This window comes from Blastopirellula marina DSM 3645 (assembly GCF_000153105.1).
Taxonomy (GTDB): Bacteria; Planctomycetota; Planctomycetia; order Pirellulales; family Pirellulaceae; genus Blastopirellula; species Blastopirellula marina.
Genome location: NZ_CH672377.1, coordinates 346985 through 367786 on the forward strand (window position 1 = coordinate 346985; position 20802 = coordinate 367786).

The 20802-nt window shown below is 57.3% G+C and carries 16 protein-coding genes; 12 read left to right on the forward strand and 4 right to left on the reverse strand.

The window, feature by feature from the left end; genetic code table 11:
• Positions 1-15: 15 nt before the first annotated feature.
• A complete protein-coding gene (locus DSM3645_RS20510) occupies positions 16-705 on the forward strand; it encodes an alpha/beta hydrolase family protein (RefSeq protein ID WP_050769475.1) in 690 nt (229 codons plus the stop codon).
• On the opposite strand, the gene DSM3645_RS20515 is transcribed toward DSM3645_RS20510, so the two are convergent.
• Positions 635-1918 carry a leucine-rich repeat domain-containing protein gene (locus DSM3645_RS20515; RefSeq protein ID WP_002654475.1) on the reverse strand — a complete coding sequence of 428 codons (1284 nt, stop codon included), beginning with the start codon at positions 1916-1918 and terminating at the stop codon, positions 635-637. The genes DSM3645_RS20510 and DSM3645_RS20515 overlap by 71 nt on opposite strands.
• A gap of 276 nt (positions 1919-2194) precedes the next feature.
• Here DSM3645_RS20515 and DSM3645_RS20520 point away from each other — a divergent pair, with 276 nt between their 5' ends.
• The 3 genes from DSM3645_RS20520 (at position 2195) to purN (ending at position 7701) form a co-directional block, all read left to right on the forward strand.
• On the forward strand, positions 2195-3514 hold the full coding sequence (locus DSM3645_RS20520; protein WP_002654476.1) for a PQQ-binding-like beta-propeller repeat protein: 1320 nt from the start codon (positions 2195-2197) through the stop codon (positions 3512-3514).
• A 173-nt stretch (positions 3515-3687) separates the two neighbouring features.
• On the forward strand, positions 3688-7056 hold the full coding sequence (gene ileS / locus DSM3645_RS20525) for an isoleucine--tRNA ligase (protein WP_002654477.1): 3369 nt from the start codon (positions 3688-3690) through the stop codon (positions 7054-7056).
• A 3-nt stretch (positions 7057-7059) separates the two neighbouring features.
• Entirely contained in the window at positions 7060-7701 is a 642-nt protein-coding gene (gene purN, locus DSM3645_RS20530; RefSeq protein ID WP_002654478.1) for a phosphoribosylglycinamide formyltransferase, read from the forward strand.
• An 83-nt stretch (positions 7702-7784) separates the two neighbouring features.
• Here purN and DSM3645_RS20535 read toward each other — a convergent pair whose 3' ends face one another.
• Positions 7785-8540, reverse strand: a complete 756-nt coding sequence (locus tag DSM3645_RS20535) for a ThuA domain-containing protein (RefSeq protein ID WP_002654479.1) — start codon at positions 8538-8540, stop codon at positions 7785-7787.
• A gap of 43 nt (positions 8541-8583) precedes the next feature.
• Entirely contained in the window at positions 8584-9756 is a 1173-nt protein-coding gene (locus tag DSM3645_RS20540) for an AraC family transcriptional regulator (RefSeq protein ID WP_002654480.1), read from the reverse strand.
• A gap of 335 nt (positions 9757-10091) precedes the next feature.
• Between DSM3645_RS20540 and DSM3645_RS20545 the strand changes: the two genes are divergently transcribed.
• The 5 genes from DSM3645_RS20545 (at position 10092) to DSM3645_RS20565 (ending at position 17020) form a co-directional block, all read left to right on the forward strand.
• Entirely contained in the window at positions 10092-12500 is a 2409-nt protein-coding gene (locus DSM3645_RS20545) for a PSD1 and planctomycete cytochrome C domain-containing protein (RefSeq protein WP_237564900.1), read from the forward strand.
• 69 nt (positions 12501-12569) lie between these two features.
• Positions 12570-14042 (forward strand): DUF1501 domain-containing protein, encoded by a 1473-nt coding sequence (locus DSM3645_RS20550; RefSeq protein ID WP_002654482.1) that lies wholly within the window; start codon positions 12570-12572, stop codon positions 14040-14042.
• Between the two features lie 180 nt (positions 14043-14222).
• Positions 14223-15809, forward strand: a complete 1587-nt coding sequence (pckA, locus tag DSM3645_RS20555; protein WP_002654483.1) for a phosphoenolpyruvate carboxykinase (ATP) — start codon at positions 14223-14225, stop codon at positions 15807-15809.
• Between the two features lie 127 nt (positions 15810-15936).
• Positions 15937-16398: a hypothetical protein gene (locus DSM3645_RS20560; protein WP_002654484.1), complete on the forward strand. Its 462-nt coding sequence runs from the start codon at positions 15937-15939 to the stop codon at positions 16396-16398.
• A 358-nt stretch (positions 16399-16756) separates the two neighbouring features.
• Positions 16757-17020, forward strand: coding sequence for a BON domain-containing protein (locus DSM3645_RS20565; protein ID WP_081444952.1), 264 nt, complete (start codon positions 16757-16759; stop codon positions 17018-17020).
• A gap of 135 nt (positions 17021-17155) precedes the next feature.
• Here DSM3645_RS20565 and DSM3645_RS20570 read toward each other — a convergent pair whose 3' ends face one another.
• A complete protein-coding gene (locus tag DSM3645_RS20570; RefSeq protein WP_002654486.1) occupies positions 17156-17851 on the reverse strand; it encodes a hypothetical protein in 696 nt (231 codons plus the stop codon).
• A 239-nt stretch (positions 17852-18090) separates the two neighbouring features.
• Between DSM3645_RS20570 and DSM3645_RS20575 the strand changes: the two genes are divergently transcribed.
• The 3 genes from DSM3645_RS20575 (at position 18091) to mqnC (ending at position 20789) form a co-directional block, all read left to right on the forward strand.
• Positions 18091-18696 (forward strand): hypothetical protein, encoded by a 606-nt coding sequence (locus tag DSM3645_RS20575; protein WP_040352888.1) that lies wholly within the window; start codon positions 18091-18093, stop codon positions 18694-18696.
• A 172-nt stretch (positions 18697-18868) separates the two neighbouring features.
• Positions 18869-19681 (forward strand): menaquinone biosynthetic enzyme MqnA/MqnD family protein, encoded by an 813-nt coding sequence (locus DSM3645_RS20580; RefSeq protein ID WP_002654488.1) that lies wholly within the window; start codon positions 18869-18871, stop codon positions 19679-19681.
• Positions 19662-20789 (forward strand): cyclic dehypoxanthinyl futalosine synthase, encoded by a 1128-nt coding sequence (gene mqnC, locus DSM3645_RS20585; RefSeq protein WP_002654489.1) that lies wholly within the window; start codon positions 19662-19664, stop codon positions 20787-20789. Before DSM3645_RS20580 ends, mqnC begins: the two co-directional genes overlap by 20 nt.
• The last annotated feature ends 13 nt before the right edge of the window (positions 20790-20802 follow it).

Below are 20802 nucleotides of genomic sequence, written 5' to 3' on the forward strand. Positions count from 1 at the left end.
GCAAGTAGAAGTCCTATGCCGAAGCGCTTGTTCACTCTCGTAATTTTGTGGCTGGCGCTGGTGAGCTTTCCGGCGAACGCGCGTCTGCGGACCTGTCGATCGCCATTGGAAAGTCATTTCCGGCGATCGATACGCTGGCCCGACATTGAAGAACACGACGCGGACGCTCGGGCATGCCTACACGGACTTTGCTGGCCTCGGACCGAATTCTCCGCCGAGGTCGAAACGCCGCTCCAAGGACGCGGCGATGCGCTGGTGCGTTTTCCCTCTCCGGTGACGACCGGCAGCGACAAGAACGACCGCGTCGCCATGCAGTGGTACGCCGCACGAGACGAACAAGGACACGCGACCAAAGCGCCGGCCATCATCGTAGTGCATGAGTCCGGCAGCGGCATGACGGTCGGCCAGTTGATGGCCAAAGGGTTACGAAACCAAGGGTTTCATACCTTCATGATTCAGTTGCCCGGCTATGGTCTGCGCAAAGAAGGGAGTCGCAAGACCGATGGAGATCTCTTCCTGCTGCGTATCAAGCAATCAATCGCCGACGTGCGCCGCGCACGGGATGCGGTCGCCGCTTTGCCGTTGGTCGACGCCGATCACATCGCCGTCCAAGGGACCAGCTCCTCCGCTCATTTTAGAGTTCCACTTCGAGACCGGGGAGTTCTTTTTTCAACTCGGCGACGCCGCGGCTGTCGATCTGCGTGAAGGTGATCGAAATCTTTTTCAGACCCTTCAGTTGCTTCAGATACTTGATCGACTCGTTGGTGATCATGTCGTTATCTTTGAGCGACAACGTCTGCAGCTTTTGCATGCCGACCAGGTTTTCCAGCGAATCGTCGGTGATCCCCTGATAGTCGAGAATCAACGTCTTCATGTTGGTCAGGTCTTTAATGTGCGGCAAACCATCCGGCGTCACTTTGGTGAACCACAGGTTCAGCTTTTCCAGATTCTTGAACTTGCCAACATGAATCAGGCCATCGTCGCCAAACGGCGTTTCGCTGACGTCCAGCGACTTGAGCGTGTCGATGCCGATCAGGTTTTCCATCCCGGCTCCGGCGACGCGCGTCTGTCGCAACATGAGGTTCTGGAGTTGCTTCATCTCTTTCAAGTGCACAAAACCGTCATCTTTGACTTGGGCGCGCATCAGTTCCAAGGTTTTGACCTTGGTCAGCGGCGCCAGATATTCCATTCCTTCGGTCGTCAACGCGGTGCCGTTGGTCTCTAGCGTCTCGAGATTGGTCAAATTCGCGATCGACTTAAAGCCGGCGTCGGTCACATTGGTGCCGCGAACGTTCAGGAACTTCAGCTTGGAGAGCCCGGTCAGGTGAGCCAGTCCCTCGTCGCCGACGATCGCGCCTTCCAGACGCAAGACTTCCATATTCGGCATCTTGGCGACGATCTCCATCCCGGCGTCGGTGATGTCGTCATAGCGCAGATCGAGATAGCGCAGCTTGGGCAACTGCAGCATGGACTCCAACGACTTGTTGCTGATGTTGGTGCGGCGCAATTGCAGCACCGAGAGATCTTTGAGCGCCGACAGCTTTTCGATACCGGCGTCGGAGATCGTCGTGTTCGCAGCGCTAAAGTCGCGTAGGTCTTTCATCTGCAGAAGATTGTCGATCGTCTTGTCGGTGACGTCGGCGCCGTACACCTTCAAGATTTTGACATGCTTTAATTTCGACAACGGCTCTAACTGTTCATCGCTGAACGAAGCGACCGACATGTCGGCGACGGTGACGACTCCCCGTTCATCCTTCGTCAGACGCCCCCCCAACTCTTCCAGGGCGGCGACGGCAGCGGCGTCATCCGGTTCGACCTTCTCAGGCTCGACTTTGGCAGGAGTCTGCGGAGTCGACTTCGGACATCCGGTGGTAAATACCAACAGCAGAACGGCGAGCCAGGCGGGCAAAAATCGCATTAGGCGAACATCCTCTGATCAGGTGTGGGGGAACGAACCGCGTCAAAACGGCTTATTTTACGGCCAATAGCGCGGATTCGCAACGAGCGTATCACTAGACGTCATTCACGGAAAAACTGACTTCGCCCCACAAAATTACGTAACAGGTCGAATCTCCCCACGTATTTCTCAAAGTTCATGTGACGTAGCGATCGTTAGCGACATCGAAACCAGAAATGCGCCGCGAAGCGGCGCAGTCCGTTTCCGAACTGCCCCCCAAGCTGCAGGAATTTGCTCATGATTCGGTCCGCTTCGTTGATGCTGTTGGCCCTGACGGTTTCTCCCCTCTCGGCAGCCGATTGGCCCCAATGGCTTGGTCCGCAGCGAGACAGTATTTGGCGCGAAAGCGGCGTCGTCACCCAATTTCCTGACACTGGCGCCAAGATCAAATGGCGCGTCCCGGTCAGCTACGGCTATTCGGGACCGGCGGTTGCGGATGGCCGCGTCTTCCTGACGGACTATGTGAAGAAATCAGGCGACATCACCAACAACGCCGGCGGACCGGACGTTCTGACCGGCGTCGAACGAGTGCTTTGCTTGGATGCCGAAAGCGGAAAAGAAGTTTGGAAATATGAGTATCCTCGCGACTACAGCATCAGCTATGGCGCCGGACCGCGGGCAACGCCGACCGTCGACGGCGATAAGGTTTATACGTTGGGCGCCGAGGGAGACCTGATCTGCTTCCAGACCCAAGATGGTTCCGTCGTCTGGAAGAAAGAACTGCGCAACGAATACAAGTGCGATGCGCCGTTTTGGGGTTATTCGGCCGCTCCGCTCGTCGACGGGGATACGCTCTATTGTTTGGTGGGGGGCGAGGGCTCCATCGCGGTCGCCTTTGACAAGAACAGCGGCAAAGAATTGTGGCGCGCCCTTTCTTCCACGTCGCAAGGCTATTGCCCGCCGACGCTAATCGAGTTTGGCGGCAAACAGCAACTCCTGATTTGGCATCCTCTTTCCCTGAACAGCTTGAACCCGGCGACCGGCGAAGTTTATTGGACGGTTTCGTTGGAGCCCTCGTATGCGATGTCGATTTCGCCGCCCCGTCTGGTGGGTGACATGCTCTTCGCCGGCGGATATTCGGACACCAGCGTGATGTTGAAACTGACCGAAGCACCCGGCGCCGAAGTCCTGTGGCGAGGAACCGGAAAATCTTCGATCGCGACCGCCAACGCTCCGCCGTTTATGACCGCAGAGACGATCTACGGCGTGGATGGAATCAGCGGCGCGCTGATGGCCGCGAAAGTCGAAGACGGAGAGCGGCTCTGGGAAACGCAAAAGCCGACTTCGCCTGAGCGTCGCCCCAAACATGCGACCGCTTTTTTGGTGAAGCTGGGCGAGACCGGCGATCGTTTCATTCTGGCGAGCGAAACCGGCGACTTGATCTTCGCCGACCTGACGCCTGAGGGTTATACCGAGATCAACCGCGCTCATATCTTGGAGCCGACCAATAATGCTTTCGGCCGCGATGTTGTTTGGAGCCATCCAGCGTACGCGAACCAATCGGCCTATCTCCGCAATGACAAAGAGCTTGTCTGCGTCGATCTGGCGGCCGAATAGTCGCTACAGCTGCGCGAACCGCGTTACCGAAGTCACCCTCGAATGCCCCTGGCGGAACTCCTTTCCGGCGGGGGCATTCCATTTTTGGCGCTTCTAGGGGAAAATCGCCTGTTTACTTGGGGCGTTCTATCCCAAGTCGTTCGATCGCTTGACTTTAAACCGAATACTGCGACATGTTTCCTGAAAACCAACAAAACGTACAGTTCCCTCAACTGGAAGCCGAAGTTCTGGATTTTTGGAAGTCGCAGAAGATCTACGAAAAATCGCTCGACGCGCGGCGTGACGGTCCCAAATTCGTCTTCTACGAAGGACCTCCCACGGCCAACGGCATGCCGCATCCCGGCCATTGCCTGACCCGCGCGATCAAAGACGTCTTCCCTCGCTATCGCACGATGAAGGGATACTACTGCGAGCGCAAAGCAGGCTGGGACACGCATGGGCTGCCGGTCGAAGTCGAAGTCTGCAAAGAGATGGGGATCCACTCGAAGGAAGAGATCGAAAACTTCGGCATCGAACCGTTCATCCACAAGTGCCAGGCCAGCGTTTGGCGCTACATGCAAGAGTGGGAACGTCTGACCGAGCGTCTCGGCTTTTGGCTGAAACTGGACGAAGCGTACGTCACCTACCATCAAAGCTATGTCGAAAGCGTCTGGTGGGCGCTGAAGAACTTTTATGATCGCGGCCTGCTTTACCAAGGTCACAAGATCGTCTGGTGGTGGGCGCAAGGAGGAACGGCGCTCTCCGCCGGCGAAGTCGGCCAAGGGTATCGCGAAGTCGCCGACCCCAGCGTCTATGTCCGCTTCCCGCTGGTCGAAGACCCCAAGACCGCGCTGTTGGTTTGGACGACGACTCCCTGGACGCTGCCGAGCAATCAGTTCGCCGCGGTCCATCCCGAGCTGGAATACTCGACCGTTGAAGATGAAGAGACCGGCGAACATCTGATCTTGGCCACGGCGCTGGTCGAACCGTTGGCGACCAAAACGAAGAAGAACTGGAAGACGATCGCGACCTGCCTAGGCGCCGCCTTGTTGGGCAAACGTTATCTGCCGCCGTTTGACTACTACTATAAGACTCTCGGTGATGCGCAAGGCAGATTGGCCGACAACCCTCAAGCGACGCAGCATCTCGCATGGCGCGTGGTCGCGGCCGACTTTGTGACAACCGACAGCGGAACCGGCGTCGTCCATCAAGCGCCTGCGTTTGGCGAGGTCGACTACGACGTTTTGAAAGAAGAGCAAGATCGCTTCGCGCCGGGCGAAGGCCCTGACTTGATCTGCGCGGTCGGTCCCGACGGCAAGTTCACCGCCGAAGCGCCCGACTACCAAGGTCGCTGGGTCAAAGAGGCCGACAAAGACATCGCCCATGAGCTAAAAACGCGCGGTCGGCTCTTTTTGCTCGATCAATATCTGCACGACTATCCCTTCTGCTGGCGCGCCGACGAAGATCCGCTGATCCAATATCCGCGGAAGAGCTGGTTCCTTCGCACGACGCAGTTTAAAGACGAAATGGTCGCGAACAACCAGCAGATCAACTGGTTGCCGGATCACATCCGTGACGGGCGCTTCGGCAACTTCCTCGAATCCAACGTTGACTGGGCGCTGTCGCGCGAACGTTATTGGGGAACGCCGCTGCCGATCTGGGTTTGCGAAGAAACGGGTCAAGCCGAAGCGGTCTGCAGCTACGCCGAACTCGAAGCGAAGCCGGGCGCGACCGGCTTTGAAGTTTGGGCGGCGGCCAAGAAAAAGAATCCTGAATTGGTCGACGATCTGAAAATCCATAAGCCCTACATCGACGCGATCACCTACGATTCGCCGTTCGCCAAAGGGGCGAAGATGCAGCGCGTCACCGAGGTGATCGACTGCTGGTTTGACTCCGGCGCGATGCCGTTTGCGCAGTGGGGCTATCCGCATCAAAACGCCGACCGGTTTGAAGAGCAATTTCCGGCCGACTTTATCAGCGAAGCGATCGATCAAACGCGTGGTTGGTTCTATAGCCAATTAGCGATCAGCACGCTGCTGTTCGGCAAAGGGGGCGACGGTCAGACAGTGCGGCACGAGTATCCGCACCCTTTCAAAAACTGTATCGTGCTTGGCCTGATGCTGGGCGAAGATGGCCAGAAGATGTCAAAGAGCAAGCGAAACTATCGCGAGCCGAACGAGATCTTCGACAAGTATGGCGCCGACGCACTTCGCTGGTATCTGTTCGCCAATCAGCCGCCGTGGACGTCGATCCGCTACAACGAACAATCAATCAAAGACAGCATTCCCGAGTTCCTGCTGCGGCTCTGGAACGTCTACAGTTTCTTCACGATCTACGCCAACATCGACGGCTTCCAGCCCGAGCAAGCGCTGACCGGCCAAGCAGGCCAATTGTCGGGCGCCGACTTTGCCGGCGCGAAAGGCTATCGTCCCGCCGCCGAGCGCAGCGAGTTGGATCGTTGGGTGCTGAGCGAATTGAATCAGGCGATCGCAACGGTCGTCGAGCGGATGGATGCGTATGACAACTACGGTGCGTGCGGAGCGCTGACCAACTTTGTCGACGCGCTCAGTAATTGGTACGTACGCCGCAGTCGAGATCGCTTCTGGAGCGGCGACAAAGAGTCGCCCGAGAAGCAGGACGCTTACTGGACGCTTTACGAATGCTTGATCACGACCTGCAAGCTGATCGCGCCGTTCACGCCGTTTTTGGCCGAAGGATTGTGGCGCAGTTTGGCCGGCGTCTTTGGGGATCGCGCGATCGAAAGCGTCCACTTGTGCGACTTCCCTGCTCCCGACGAAACGGCGATCGACCTGCAGTTGTCGACGCGCATGAACTTGATCCGCGAGATCTCGTCGCTCGGCCGCAAGGCCCGCATGGACGAGAAGCTGAAGGTTCGCCAACCATTATCGCTGGTCGAAGTGGTGTTGGCCGACGCGACGCATCAAGACTGGCTCGAATCGCATGGCGGCTTGATCCGCGAAGAGCTGAACGTCAAAGATGTCCAGTTTACGCAAGAAGGCCAGAAGTACATCGACTATCAGGTGCAGCCCAACTTCAAGCGTCTCGGTCCGAAAATCGGCAAGCTATTGCCGCAAGTCAAAGCCGCGTTGGCGAAAGCGGACGGGGGCGAGTTGTTGTCGCAGTTGGAATCCAACGGCCAGATCACGCTTGAAGTTGGCGGCCAAGCGATTGAGTTGGACGGCGAAGACATCCAAGTTCGCCTGCAAGCGAAGCCTGGCTGGGCCGCCGCACAAGGAAAAATGTGCGTCGTCGTGCTCAACAAAGAGCTGACGCCGGAACTGCTGCGTGAAGGATACTGCAAAGACCTGGTGCGTTTGATCCAAGATCAACGCAAAGAAATGGACCTGGCCTACACCGATCGGATCGAGATCGGCGTCACCACTGACGCCGACGAACTGACCGCGGCGCTGACCGAAAACGGCGCCTACATCACCGGCGAAACGCTGGGAGAGAGCCTAGTCCTGAATGCCCTGACCGGCGCTACGGCGATCGAATGTGAGATTGGCGATTTTGCGGCGAAGCTGTTCGTGAAGAAGGTCTAACGCGTGAACGGTTCGACTCATTCCGCTGAAAATCCGCTGCGTGTCGCCGTGCTGATCTCAGGCGGCGGAACGACGCTGCGCAATCTGATTGAGAAGATCGCCGCCGATCAGCTCTGGATCAAGATTACCATGGTCGTCTCGAGCACCGCGAAAGCGAAAGGCCTGCAATACGCGACCGACGCCGATATTCCCTCGACAGTGGTCGACTGGAGTACGTACGACTCGACGGAGTCGTTTAGTACGGCGGTGTTCGACGCGTGTCGCGCCGCCCAGGCAGACTTGATTGTGATGGGGGGATTTTTGAAGCATGTCTTGATCCCGGACGATTTTGAAAATCGCGTGATCAACATCCACCCGTCACTGGTGCCGTCGTTTTGCGGCGCCGGTTTTTACGGCGCCAAAGTTCATCAGGCCGCTCTCGATTACGGCGTCAAAGTGAGCGGCTGCACCGTTCACCTGGTCGACAATCATTACGACCACGGACCGGTGGTCGCGCAGCAATCGATCCCGGTGTTGCCCGACGATGACGCCGCTGCGCTCGCCGCGCGGGTGTTCGAGGTCGAATGCGAACTCTACCCACACGTTCTCCAAGCGTTCGCCGCCGGCCGCGTGACGATCGATGGTCGCAAAATCACGATGCGTTAGTACGCCGGTGGGTTAAGCAAGCGAGTTACGGCTGTGGTGGGATGGGAAATCTACCGCGCTTGCTGCACCTACCGAAGATTGCCCTAATCGCGTTTTTCAATCGGGCTGAGCGATTCCTGCGGATTGCGGCATTCTCCGACATAGGTCACGCCGCTGGGCCTAGCCCACATCGCTGCGTTGGCGAGGACCTGCTGGATGTTGGGATCGTAATAGATCGGATAGGTTTCGTGGCCAGGGCGAAAGTAGAAGATCTTGCCGGCGCCGCGGGTAAACGTGCAACCGCTGCGAAAGACCTCGCCCCCTTCAAACCAACTGATGAAGATCACGTCGTCCGGCTGCGGAATGTCGAAGTATTCGCCGTACATTTCGGCATGCGGCAACTCGATATATTCGCTCGGCAGTCCGCTGACAAGCGGATGTCCCGGCGCGGTGATCCAAAGCCGCTCCCGTTCTCCCACTTCGCGCCAGCGCAAACTACACCGCGTGCCGAGCAGTCGCTTGAAGATTTTGGAGTCGTGCGCCGAGTGCAGCACGACCAGCCCCATCCCTTCCAACACGCGCTGTTGCACGCGATCGACCACTTCGTCGCTGACATCGTTGTGCGCCGCATGTCCCCACCAGTAGAGCACGTCGGTCGCGGCCAGCTTCTCGGCCGAGAGACCATGCTCGGGCTGATCCTGTGTCGCCGTACTCACCTCGGCGGCTTCTCCCAACTTCTCCCGCAGCGACGCGGCGATCGCTCCATGAATGCCATCGGGATAGAGCTTGCCGACAACTGGATCTTCCCGTTCGTGGACAAACTCGTTCCAGATGGTGATGCGCAGCGGTTGGCTCGTCATGGGTGATGCTCCTCGGTTGTTCCGGCTATTCAAGAATCGCACATTACCGGAAACGCCGCGACGCCCCTTTGACGTTTTGCGTCCGATATTGCCCCGGCGTTTGCCCGAGTTCTCGCTTGAAGACGACGCTCATATATTCGGGATGGTCGTATCCCGCGAGCGTCGCGATGCGTTCTAGAGGCAAATCGGTTTCACGCAACAGTTGGCGGACTCGCTTCAGTTGGACGGCGCGAATCTCGGACTGCGGCGAACGGCCGATGTACTTGCGGAAGCGGCGCTCCAAAATGCTGCGGGAAACAGGGACCTGTTTCAAGACTTCCTCGACCGAGATCCCATCGCACGCGTGCTGCCGAATATATTTGACCGCCGACGCGACCAATGGATCATCGATCGCCAATACGTCAGTCGATTGCCGCGTGACAACGCCGATCGGTTCGATCAGCTTGTTCATTTGCTTCGGCTTTTCGCCCCGCATCAGCGCATCCAACATCGACGCCGCTTCATAGCCGATCCGCTGCGGATTAGGCATAATGCTCGACAACGGCGGATCGCAGAGATCGCAAACCAATTCGTCATTGTCGACGCCGATCACCGCGATTTCTTCCGGCACGGCGACTCCGATGCGTCGACACGCGTCCAAGACGTGCTGTCCCCGCATGTCGTTACAAGCCATGATGCCGGCCGGTCGCGGCAGCGACTCCAACCAACGGACGATCTGGCTTTGTTGCTCATCCCAGGTCAGCGCGGTCGTCGTATCCCAGGGAGATTGGTATTGGTGAAAGTCGAAACCGGCTTTGGTCACGACCGTCTTGAACCCCTCCTGACGACGTGACGACCAGTTGTGTCCGGTAAATCCGCAAAAAGCAAAATGACGAAACCCCCTCTCCAGAAGGTGCTGCGCCCCCATTTTGCCAACGGCTTCGTGATTCGTGCCGATCTGCGGTAAACCCTGACTGCCGTAGATGTCGGTCAGGTCGACCGTCGGAATCTTCAACGCGCGAAGTTTCTCAGCAAGACTGGGCGTCGTGGACCGCGTGATGATGCCGTCTCCCTCCCATTTCTCCAACCAAGCGGGGGGCCTGACCACCAACTCACGTAGGTCGACATAGATCGACCAAGGCTCATTCGCCACGACGTATCGATTAATTCCCCGTAAAACCTCGCGCCCGTAGACCAGCGACGTTTCAACAATCAACATAACGCGACGACGTTGCATGGAGCGTAACAGTTCTCAAGAGTGAACGAGGGCGGCTTTCCCAATTTACCAATTATGACCCAGGTCCGAGGGCATACGCAATGCAATAACGGCAGTGTGAACGTGTTTTTGGGGTGGATTTTGCCGTTTTTTCCAGTTTTCTGTTCCACTCGGCTGGCCAAGCCTGCAAAACTTCTCAATTCGCTGCACCGAAAACTCATTGAATCCAACGCCGTAAAGAGGAAGAATTAGGCGATATGAAATCGTTCATTTCCCCTTTCTGATGATTTCGTTCCTGCCGCCAGACAACCATCCTGCCTTGAATGCGTCCCGTCCGACGATCGTGGAGTCTCGAATTGAGTCGTTTTATTACCCAACTTGCCTTCCCCTTGGCCTGCTTGCTGGCGTTCTGCACCGCTAGCTACGCCCAGGAAGAAGTCGACTATGCACGCGACGTTCAGCCGCTGTTAGCCAAACGATGTTACTCGTGTCATGGCCCCGGCGACGTTGAATCGGGACTACATATCGATACGCGCGAAGGCGCACTGGCCGAAGCCGATTCCGGCATGGCCGCGATCGTGCCGGGCGAGCCCGACGAAAGCGAGATGCTGCGCCGCGTGCTGTCGACCGATGATTTCGAGCGGATGCCTCCAGAAGGGAAGCCGCTGAAGTCAGAAGAGGTCGCGCTGCTGCGCCAATGGATTAGCGAAGGCGCGAAATGGAAAAAGCATTGGGCGTTTGAAAAGCCAGAACCGCAGACTCCCCCCGAAGTGCAGCACCCAGAACTAGTCGCTAACCCAATCGACAACTTTGTCCTGAAGCGATTGGAAACCAACGGTCTGCAGCCGAATCCGCGCGCCGATCGCCGGACGTTGATCCGCCGCGCCTATTACGACCTGACCGGCTTGCCGCCGACCTACGACGAGATCGAAGCGTTCGCCGCCGACGATTCGCCGCAAGCTTATGAGAACCTGGTCGACCGTTTACTCGCTTCGCCGCAGTACGGCGAACGCTGGGGACGACACTGGCTCGATCTGGTCCGCTTCGCCGAAACGAACAGCTTCGAACGCGACGGCGACAAGCCGGACGCTTGGAAGTACCGCGATTATGTGATTCGTTCGTTCAACGATGACAAACCGTACGATCAATTTCTGATCGAGCAATTGGCGGGAGACGAAATTCCGAACCCGACGCCTGAGTCGATTATCGCGACTGGTTACTACCGGTTAGGCGTTTGGGACGACGAACCAGCCGATCCGCTGCAGCACGAGTTCGACCATTACGATGACCTGGTCAACACGACCGGCAAAGCGATGCTTGGTCTGACGATCAATTGCGCTCGCTGTCATGACCACAAGATCGACCCGATCCCGCAGACCGACTATTACGAAATGGTCGCATTTATGCGCGATGTGGCGCCGTATGGAACGCGCGGCGATATCTCGAACAGTCGGCGAGAAATCACCTCCCCAGAGGTTCGCAAACGTCATGATGAAGCGGATGAAAAAATCGGCCGCCTGCAAGGAGAGCTCGACGAGATCTATCGTCAGGTCGTCGACAAGCTGCCGGAAGGAGAGCGAAATGAAGCCCGCAATCCGAAAAAGCGCCGTGAACTTGAGAAGCGAATCGGCGAATTTCTGCCGGAGCAGAGCAAGCTTTACGAAGAGCTGCGACAGGAACTGCGAACGGCTCGCACCGAGCAGGAAAAGCTGCCTCAGCGCCAGTTTGCGATGGCCATTAACAAAGCGTTAAACCCGCCGCCAGAGACGCGATTGATGATGCGCGGCAACCCGCACGTCCCTGGGGATGAAGTGAAGCTGGGCTTCCCTGATATTTTTGAAGCTCCCGAGCCGGTGATTATTCCGCCTGCCGGTGGAAAAACGTCAGGGCGTCGCTTGGCGCTGGCCAAGTGGATCGCGTCGGACGACAACATGCTGACGTCGCGCGTCATGGCCAACCGCTTGTGGCAGCATCACTTTGGCCGCGGCATCGTCGCTTCGACCGACAACTTTGGCCAGCTCGGCTCACAGCCGACCCATCCCAAGCTGTTGGATTGGCTGGCCGAGCAGTTTGTGGCCAGCGGTTGGAGCATGAAACAGCTGCACAAACTGATCATGATGTCCAACACGTATCAAATGTCGTCGGCCGGTTCCGAACCGGCTTTGGCGAAAGACCCGGCGAACAATCTGTTATGGCGTCACGACATGCGTCGTCTGTCGGCCGAAGAGATTTACGATTCGCTGCTGGTCGCCAACGGCTCGCTGAACGACAAGATGTTTGGCCCTAGCTACTACCCGAAGGTTTCGGACGAAGTGAAAGCAGGACAGTCGCAACCCGGCGCCGGTTGGCATGATTCGTCGGAAGAAGAACGAAACCGTCGCGCGATTTACATCTTCGTCAAACGCTCGCTCATTCCGCCGATGCTGGCGAACTACGATTTCCCCGAAACCGATGCGCTTTGCCCGGAACGTTTCGCGACGACGCAGCCGGCCCAAGCGCTCGGCATGCTCAACGGCGACTTCTTGAATGAGCAGGCCAAAGAGTTTGGCGACTTACTCCGCAAAGAAGCGCCCGGCGACTTGCGTCAACAGATCGTCTTATCGCTTGAGAAAGGCTTAGGACGCGACGCGACCGAAGCCGACATCCAAGCGGGCGAAGACCTGATCGCCAAGCTGAAGGAGAATCACACGCTGAGCGATGATCGTGCCCTCGATCTGTATTGCTTGATGGTGCTGAACTTGAACGAATTCATTTTTATTGACTAACCAAACTGCAATTGCGGCGGCGATCATTTGGATCGCCGGTTCCACGTTGCAGAAATGGAGAGAAATACGATGGCCCACAACAACCCTCCGCACGGCGACTTTTGCGGACGAACTCGACGCGAATTCCTTTGGGAAACCGGGGGCAAGTTCACCGGGCTCGCGCTGACGGCGATGCTGGCGAAAGATGGCTTTATGGCCAATCAGGCCCAAGCGTCGGAAGGCGAAAAAACCTTCCAGAATCCGCTGGCGGCGAAGGCTCCCCACTTTCCGGCCAAAGCGAAGAACGTCATTTTTCTCTTCATGTACGGCGGTCCCAGTCATGTCGATACGTTCGACTACAAGCCGGATCTCTATCCGCTTGACGGGAAGACGATTCCGGTAAAGACCAAAGGACGCGGCGGCGCGAAAAGCGAAGGGCGCGTTGTGGGGCCAAAATGGAAATTCAAGCCCTACGGCGAGTCGGGTCAGATGGTTTCGGACCTGTTCCCGCACCTGGGAAGCTGCGTGGATGACATCGCCTTTTTGAAATCGATGACGGCCGAATCGCCGATCCACGGCTCGGCGATGCTAAACATGAACTCCGGTCGCATTTTGAGCGGCTTCCCTTGCATGGGTTCGTGGGTCAACTACGGACTCGGCAGCGTCAACGAAAACTTGCCGGGGCACGTCGTCATGCTCGATCCGACCGGCGGTCCGATCAGCGGCGCCAAAAACTGGTCGAGCGGTTTCATGCCGGCGACCTACCAAGGTTCGATCTTCCGCTCCAAAGGAGCGCCGATCATCGACCTGAAGCCGCCGCAAGGAATCACGCGTGAAATGCAGCGCGACATTCTTGATACGTTGAAGGATTCGAACGATCGCCACTTGGCGTCGCGCGTCGATAACTCGGACTTAGCGGCGCGGATCGCCAGCTATGAGTTGGCCTACAAGATGCAAGAGTCGGCGCCGGAAGCGGTTGACTTCGCCGACGAAACCGAAGATACGATCAAGCTGTACGGCATGGACGATCCGCAGACCGAAGAGTTCGGCCGACGCTGCTTGATGGCGCGCCGCTTGGTGCAACGCGGCGTCCGCTTCGTGCAACTTTACTCCGGCGGTCACCACAACGACGCCAACTGGGACGCTCACGGCGATCTGGTGAAAAATCACACCTATCATGCCGGTCGTACCGACAAGCCGATCGCCGGGTTGCTGAAAGACCTGAAGCGGACCGGTTTGTTGGACGACACGCTGGTAATCTGGGGAGGCGAGTTTGGTCGTCAGCCGACGGCCGAATATGCCGAAGGAACCGGCCGCGATCACAACTCGTACGGCTTCACCATGTGGATGGCCGGCGGCGGGATCAAAGGGGGAACGACCGTTGGCGCGACCGACGAACTGGGCGCCGAAGCGGTCGAACGTCCCCTGAAGGTGAAAGACATGCACGCGACGGTGCTGCATCAACTGGGACTCGATCCCAATCATCTCAGCTACTTCTACAGCGGACTGGATCAAAAACTGACCGGCGTCGAACACGTCGAACCGATTCACGAGATCATCTAGAATCGCGGTTCGCGAAGAATACGAAATGCGCAGAGCTGGCTCCCAAGCCAGCTCTTTTTTTGCATTCGCCGCTCGTAACGGCAAGTCGCTCACCGACTCCTCTCCCTGCATGGGTGGCAGGAATGCTAGAATCGAGATCGCAACTTGGGTGGCACGACTTTCGATTCAGGAGGCAGAACGATGGGCACAGTGGATCTAACTCCTTACGGCATTACGGTCGCGGACGTACGCCGCAATCTGGCCCCTTCACGGCTGTATGAAGAAGCGATTCGCGTTGACGAAAAAGCGGCGATCGCAGACTCCGGCGCTTTGATCGCCTATTCGGGCGCAAAAACGGGACGATCCCCCACCGACAAGCGGATTGTTCGAGCCGACGAATCGGCGGACGAAATCTGGTGGGGTTCGGTCAATATCAACATTGATGAAGCGACCTACATCATCAATCTCGAGCGGGCCAAAGATTATCTCAACACGCGTAAAGCGCTGTACGTGGTCGATGCGTTCGCCGGTTGGGACCCCAAATATCGGCTGAAAGTCCGCGTTATCTGCTCGCGTCCGTACCACGCGCTCTTCATGCACACCATGTTGATTCGCCCGACACAGGAAGAGTTGGCCGATTTTGGCGATCCCGAGGTCATTATCTACAACGCTGGGCAGTTTCCCGCGAATCAACACACGCCGGGGATGACCTCCAAGACCAGCGTAGACGTCAATCTCGAAAAGCGCGAAATGGTGATCCTGGGGACCGAATACGCCGGCGAAATGAAGAAAGGCGTCTTCACCATGATGAACTACTACATGCCGAAGGTCGACGTGTTGTCCATGCATTGCTCGTCGACGACCGATCCGCAATCGGGACACAGCTCGGTGATGTTTGGCCTCTCTGGAACCGGCAAAACGACCCTCTCCGCCGATCCCAAGCGTCTGCTGATCGGCGACGACGAACATTGCTGGTCGGACGACGGCATCTTCAATATTGAAGGAGGCTGCTACGCCAAAGCGATCGACTTGGCGCCTGACTCCGAGCCAGAGATCTTTCAGGCGCTCCGCTTTGGCGCCGTGCTTGAAAACGTGGTCTACGACGAAGATGACCACCATGTCGACTTTAGTAACACCAGCATTACGCAAAATACGCGCGGCGCGTACCCGATCGAGTTCATCCGCAACGCCAAGATCCCCTGCATCGCCGGTCACCCGGACGACGTGATCTTTTTGACATGCGACGCGTTTGGCGTCCTGCCGCCGGTCAGTCGCTTGACGCCGGAGCAAGCGATGTATCACTTCATCAGCGGCTACACGGCCAAGGTCGCCGGGACCGAAATGGGCGTGACCGAACCCCAAGCAACGTTCAGCCCCTGTTTTGGCGGACCATTTTTGGTTTGGCACCCCGGCAAGTACGCCGAGTTGTTGGCCGAGAAAATGGCGAAGCACAACGCCAAAGTCTGGTTGGTCAACACCGGCTGGGCAGGCGGAGGTTACGGCGTCGGCTCTCGTTTCAAACTGAAGTACACGCGGGCAATTATCGACGCGATCCACGGCGGCGCGCTGAGCGACTCCAAGACGGCGACCGATCCATATTTTGGAATGGAGACCGTTACTGAGGTTCCCGGCGTACCAAGCGAACTATTAGTCCCCAAAACAAGTTGGCCCGAGGCCGCCGCCTACGAGCAAGCCGCGCAGAAGCTGGCGAGCCTCTTTATCGCCAACTTCGAAAAATATGCAGCCGGCGTCAGCCCGGCGGTGTTGAAAGCCGGCCCCAAAGGCTAATCGCGCCGCGAGTCGCAATCACCAAGAACAGGCCGCCGCTTTGTGCTGGCGGCTTTTTCATGCGCCCTCCTAAAATTTTCCACAAGAGTTCATCAAACGGCATGGATATTGCGATTCATCGATAGTCATGAATACAACCGAATCACCCGACATCGCGGAAATCGAAAAAATTGTCCAACGCGTCGTTGAGCGTCAGCAAGCTGATTCCAGCGCGAAAGAGCGTAATCTGCGCCGACAGCGTAAAGCGAATCAACGACGCAAGCAGCGTCGCAAAATGGGACGTTCGGTGGAGGTCGTAAAATGGTGCATGATCTTTAGCGTGTTCCTTGCTTTGATCAGCATGATCGGCGTCGTCTGGACGGCCTATCAAGTCGACCGGACGGTGAATATGGTCGAGAGAGAAATCGCGCAATTCCACAAAACCATTTACAATCCGGTCGAAAATGCCGCCGCTGCATTGGGGCGACAAGTGGACGAAAGAATCGAGGATTACTTCCAAGCAAAACCGGAAACCAAAGTGGAGAATAAAACCGACGATGGAGAGCTGAAAACAGCGGAGGAAGATCGAGTAATCGAAGACGCCGAATAAGCCCGAGATCGTCAAGCCATCAGCGGATTGGTTGATTAGCATCCGCGCTGGTTAGTAGGCGTTCATCGTCGGGCTGCCAACACCGATTCAAGACGCGACATATAAATGGTCTTGCGTTTTCAAACGTTCGCTTTTCTTCGGGCAAAACGCAATTTCGTAAAAAGCCCAACAGATAGTCGGAATCTGGCACAGCAGGTGCTATCTAGTCGCGTGAAAGAGAACGCCGGAAACTAGTTCTTAAATCGGTCAGACTTCGGCCCCCCACCATTCGTTGCCGGACAGCCTGACAGAGCCTGCATACGTCTGCGGCTCAAACACCTGTCGTTCCCCCCAAGGTTGTTCGCTTCTGGAGATTGTCATGCCTGCGATGCCATTAATGTCGGCTGCGGATCGTTGTCTTGAATTGGCGAACCGCGTTCGTCATGCGTTAGAGCTGCTTGGATATCCTGATCTCAACCACATCTCGTGCGAAGCCTCTTCTACGGACGAGATCACGTTACGAGGCTCGACGAATTCGCTTTATCTGCGTCAAGCGGCGCACGCCGTGGCGCAGCATGTACCCGGGGTCCAGAAGGTGCGCAATCGCATCGTCGTCCTCGATTCCGCACAACCGGCAGTCTGATAAGTCGCCCCATTGGGCTGCCGCGTTAGGCTGGATGCATACCTGCAAATGCATCCAGCCTATTTTTATTTCTTGGGGATTTTGGTCGCGCGTTGGACGCTATGAAGTCCAAGTTCTCTGTCTCGCTCCGTTGAATTACCAGATCCACCAATGCGGATAGTGGGGCTGCAATCCCATCGCCATTCGTAGCACGACGGTGACCAACAAGTAGGTCGCATAGATCATGAACCCCAGGATGAAATCGACTTCAAAGCATCCCATCGCCGCACACGATCCGGCCGCCAAGCAGATAGAGACCCACATTAAGAGGACGGGAAACTCATCCGGCGAAATTCGGGCGAACGGAATCACCAACGCGTACAGTCCCCAGATCGCGGCGAATGCGACCGCACATAACGAAACGCGAATCCAAAGCTCGCTGCCGTAAAACGCTTCAAGTTCGTCATTGCGAGTAAACCAATAGGCGCCGTACACCACAGGAAACGCAAGCACCAGCGACCCGATTACGAGGATCGGCGTTTTCGTCGCGTCCTCCATCCCCCGCACCAGAAATGCGATCCCTAGCACCAGGATCGCCGAAACCAGCACGATCGCCAATGCGACCGGAGAAAATTTCGCATCCTCACGTTTGATCGGCTCAAAAACGAGCCGTCCCGCCGTATCTTTCACGCCGCCGAACTGCTCTTTCTCATGCACGACGACTTGCTCATCGAGCGTGGGGACGCGGATCGTCTTTTTGCAGTTCGGACAGGGGCCCTCTTTGCCAGCAAATTTGTCACTGACGTCATACCGTTTTAAGCAATGGGGGCAAGTAACGCGTATTTTGTTCATGAGGGAAGATATTCCGGTCGAGAAAAGCAGGAGATTCGCTGCGTCTAGTTTGGCGAAGTCGGCAGGCTCGTCAAGCAATGCGGCGGTAAAGAATTTCAGCCGCCGCCCAAAAGCGAAGACGAGGTAAAGTCATGCCGGATCTTCCTTAATTTGCGTTACTTACGTTTGCTACTAAACTAGAATAAGCGGCTTCCAGTTGATCGTGATGCGCTGGCGACGTTGTTAACGATGAGGTCTTCGTGTCGGCTTCTAAAGAAAAAGATCTGGTCTTTCTTTGCCCGAATGGGCACAAGCTGCATGCGCCGCGGCGATTGCAGGGACAAGCGGGACAATGCCCTCATTGTAACGTGAAATTCCGCGTTCCGGTGATGGACGTCGATGACGATATTCACCCCGCTGGGCACGATGCGTCGCCGCTCGACTCTTCGGTCGATATTTCTGCGTCGGCCCACAAATTGATTGGTCCCAGTCACAGCGGCGTCTTTGAGCCCGGCGCTGGGGATGGAGGCCTAAAGGACGAAGGAGGATTATCCAACGTCTTAGGACCGAGCGCATCGCGCGGTTCTTCTCCCAGCATCGCTTTCAGCGGGTATGGCCGTCTTTTTCAAGAGTTTCTCCGCCTTTGGAGCCTTCGCCGCCCTGGCGCGACCGTCGAACTTCACCTGCCGGAAGGCGAGATCTTCGTGCCGGAGTACTTCTCTCCCTCCCGTTCGACCGCCGAATTCGGCTTTTTCGCACGGAGCCCCAAGTCGGGCGAATACACGATTCAAATCGTCCCTTGGCAGTCCGTCTGCCGGATCGTGGTCACCGGCATCAAAGAGCTGCCAACCGATTTATCCAGCTGAGCCGCGGTTAATCGGCGGTGACGAGTGCGGTTAACCCCTTAACAGGGTGTATGTTGCGTCGCCCTTGACGCCTGGGCGAATCTCGCCGGCCACAGTAAAATAGCAGCCGTTGGCTGGGAAAAACGGACGCGACCACTGCAACGCCACCATTTGGGACAGGCACAGAGAACAGATGCAGGCAGATTCGACAATCCGCGTCGGCGCGGTTTCTTATTTGAACACCAAGCCGCTGGTCCATGGTCTGGCCGCCGCTCAGTCCGATATCGAGCTCGTCTTTGATCTGCCGAGTCGTTTGGCCGATCAGTTGGCCGCCGGCGACTTGGATGTGGCCCTGATTCCCTCGGTCGAGTTTTTCCAAGATCCAAGCTACGCGATCGTGTCAGACGCTTGCATCGCTTGCCGCGGCCCGGTCTGGAGCGTGAAGCTTTTTTTCCGCAAACCGCCGGCGCAAGTCGAAACGCTCGCTCTGGACGAGGGCTCGCGAACCAGCGCCGCGCTGTCGAAGATCCTGCTGTCGGAACGCTACGGCCTGAAACCGCAGACGATGCCGCTGCCGATCGACAGTTCGTTGGACTCGGTCGACGCCGACGCGGTGCTGATCATCGGCGATCGAGCGATTCACGCGCCGGACGAGCAGTTCGTCGAAGTTTGGGACCTGGGACAAGAGTGGCGCGCCTGGTCAGGCAAGCCGTTCGTCTTCGCCGCTTGGGTGGCGCGGCCCGGCTTCGACACTCCCCAAATCGCCGCGGCGTTGTCGTCCGCGCGGGACGCCGGGCTAGAGCACTTGGAAGAAATCGCCGCCGCCGAAGCTCCCCAGCATCGCCTGACCACGCAGCAGTGCTTAACATACTTGCGAGACAACCTACACTTTATCTTAGGGCCCGACGAAGAGAACGGTCTGGCCCTGTTTCACGCACACGCGGTGCAGCGAGGGCTGGCGCCGCCGAACGATCGATGGACGCGACATGATTGCGAAACTACTTGAGAAAGCGGTCGCCGGAGAGCGTCTGACCCCGGCCGAAGGTTTGCAGTTGCTCGAGTCGCACGACCTGGTCGCGCTGGGCCGCGCCGCTGACGCCGTGACGCGCCGTCTGCATCCCGAGAACTACCGCACCTACAACATCGATCGCAACATCAACTACACCAACGTCTGCACGGCGGTCTGCGATTTCTGCGCCTTCTATCGCGGCCCGAAAAGCGACGAAGGATACGTGCTCTCACAAGAACAATTGATCGCCAAAGTGCAGGAGACGGTTGAGCTGGGCGGCGAGCAAATCTTGCTGCAAGGGGGACTTCATCCGAAGTTCACCCTCGAGTGGTACGAAGAAATGCTGTCTGACCTGAAGCGCCGCTTCCCGACGGTCAACATGCACGCGTTCAGCCCGCCCGAGATCTATCACTTCACCAAGGTCAACAATCTTTCGCTGCACGAGGTCCTCTCGCGTCTGAAAGCGGCCGGTCTCGGCAGCTTGCCCGGCGGCGGCGCCGAGATTCTGGTTGATCGCGTCCGCAACGAGATCACCCGCGGCAAAGTGATGACCGACGATTGGCTCGACGTGATGCGCGTCTGGCATCAACTAGGCGGACACAGTTCGGCGACCATGATGTTCGGCCATGTCGAAACATTGGCCGAGCGAATCGAGCATCTCGATCGTCTCCGTCAACTGCAGGATGAAACCGGCGGTTTCACCGCATTCATCTGCTGGACTTTCCAGCCGGACCATACCGACATGTCCGACGTGGCGCCGGCCGGTTCGTTTGAGTACCTCAAAACCCAAGCCGTCGCGCGGCTCTATCTCGACAACATCCCGAACATCCAATCGAGTTGGGTCACCCAAGGCCTGAAGATGGGCCAACTGGCGTTGCTCTACGGCGCCAACGACATGGGCAGCTTGATGATCGAAGAAAACGTCGTCGCCGAAGCCGGCACCGTCCACTATCTGACGCTCGACCAAATTCGAGATTCGATCAGCGAGCTTGGCTATACTCCCCGCCAACGCAATGTTCACTACGACTTGATCCCGGTCGAACACGAGCTGAAAGCAGTCAATGCAAATCGCCTGCGCGATCAACAATTGCTGCAGTTGGTGTAGAACGGCGAACCTT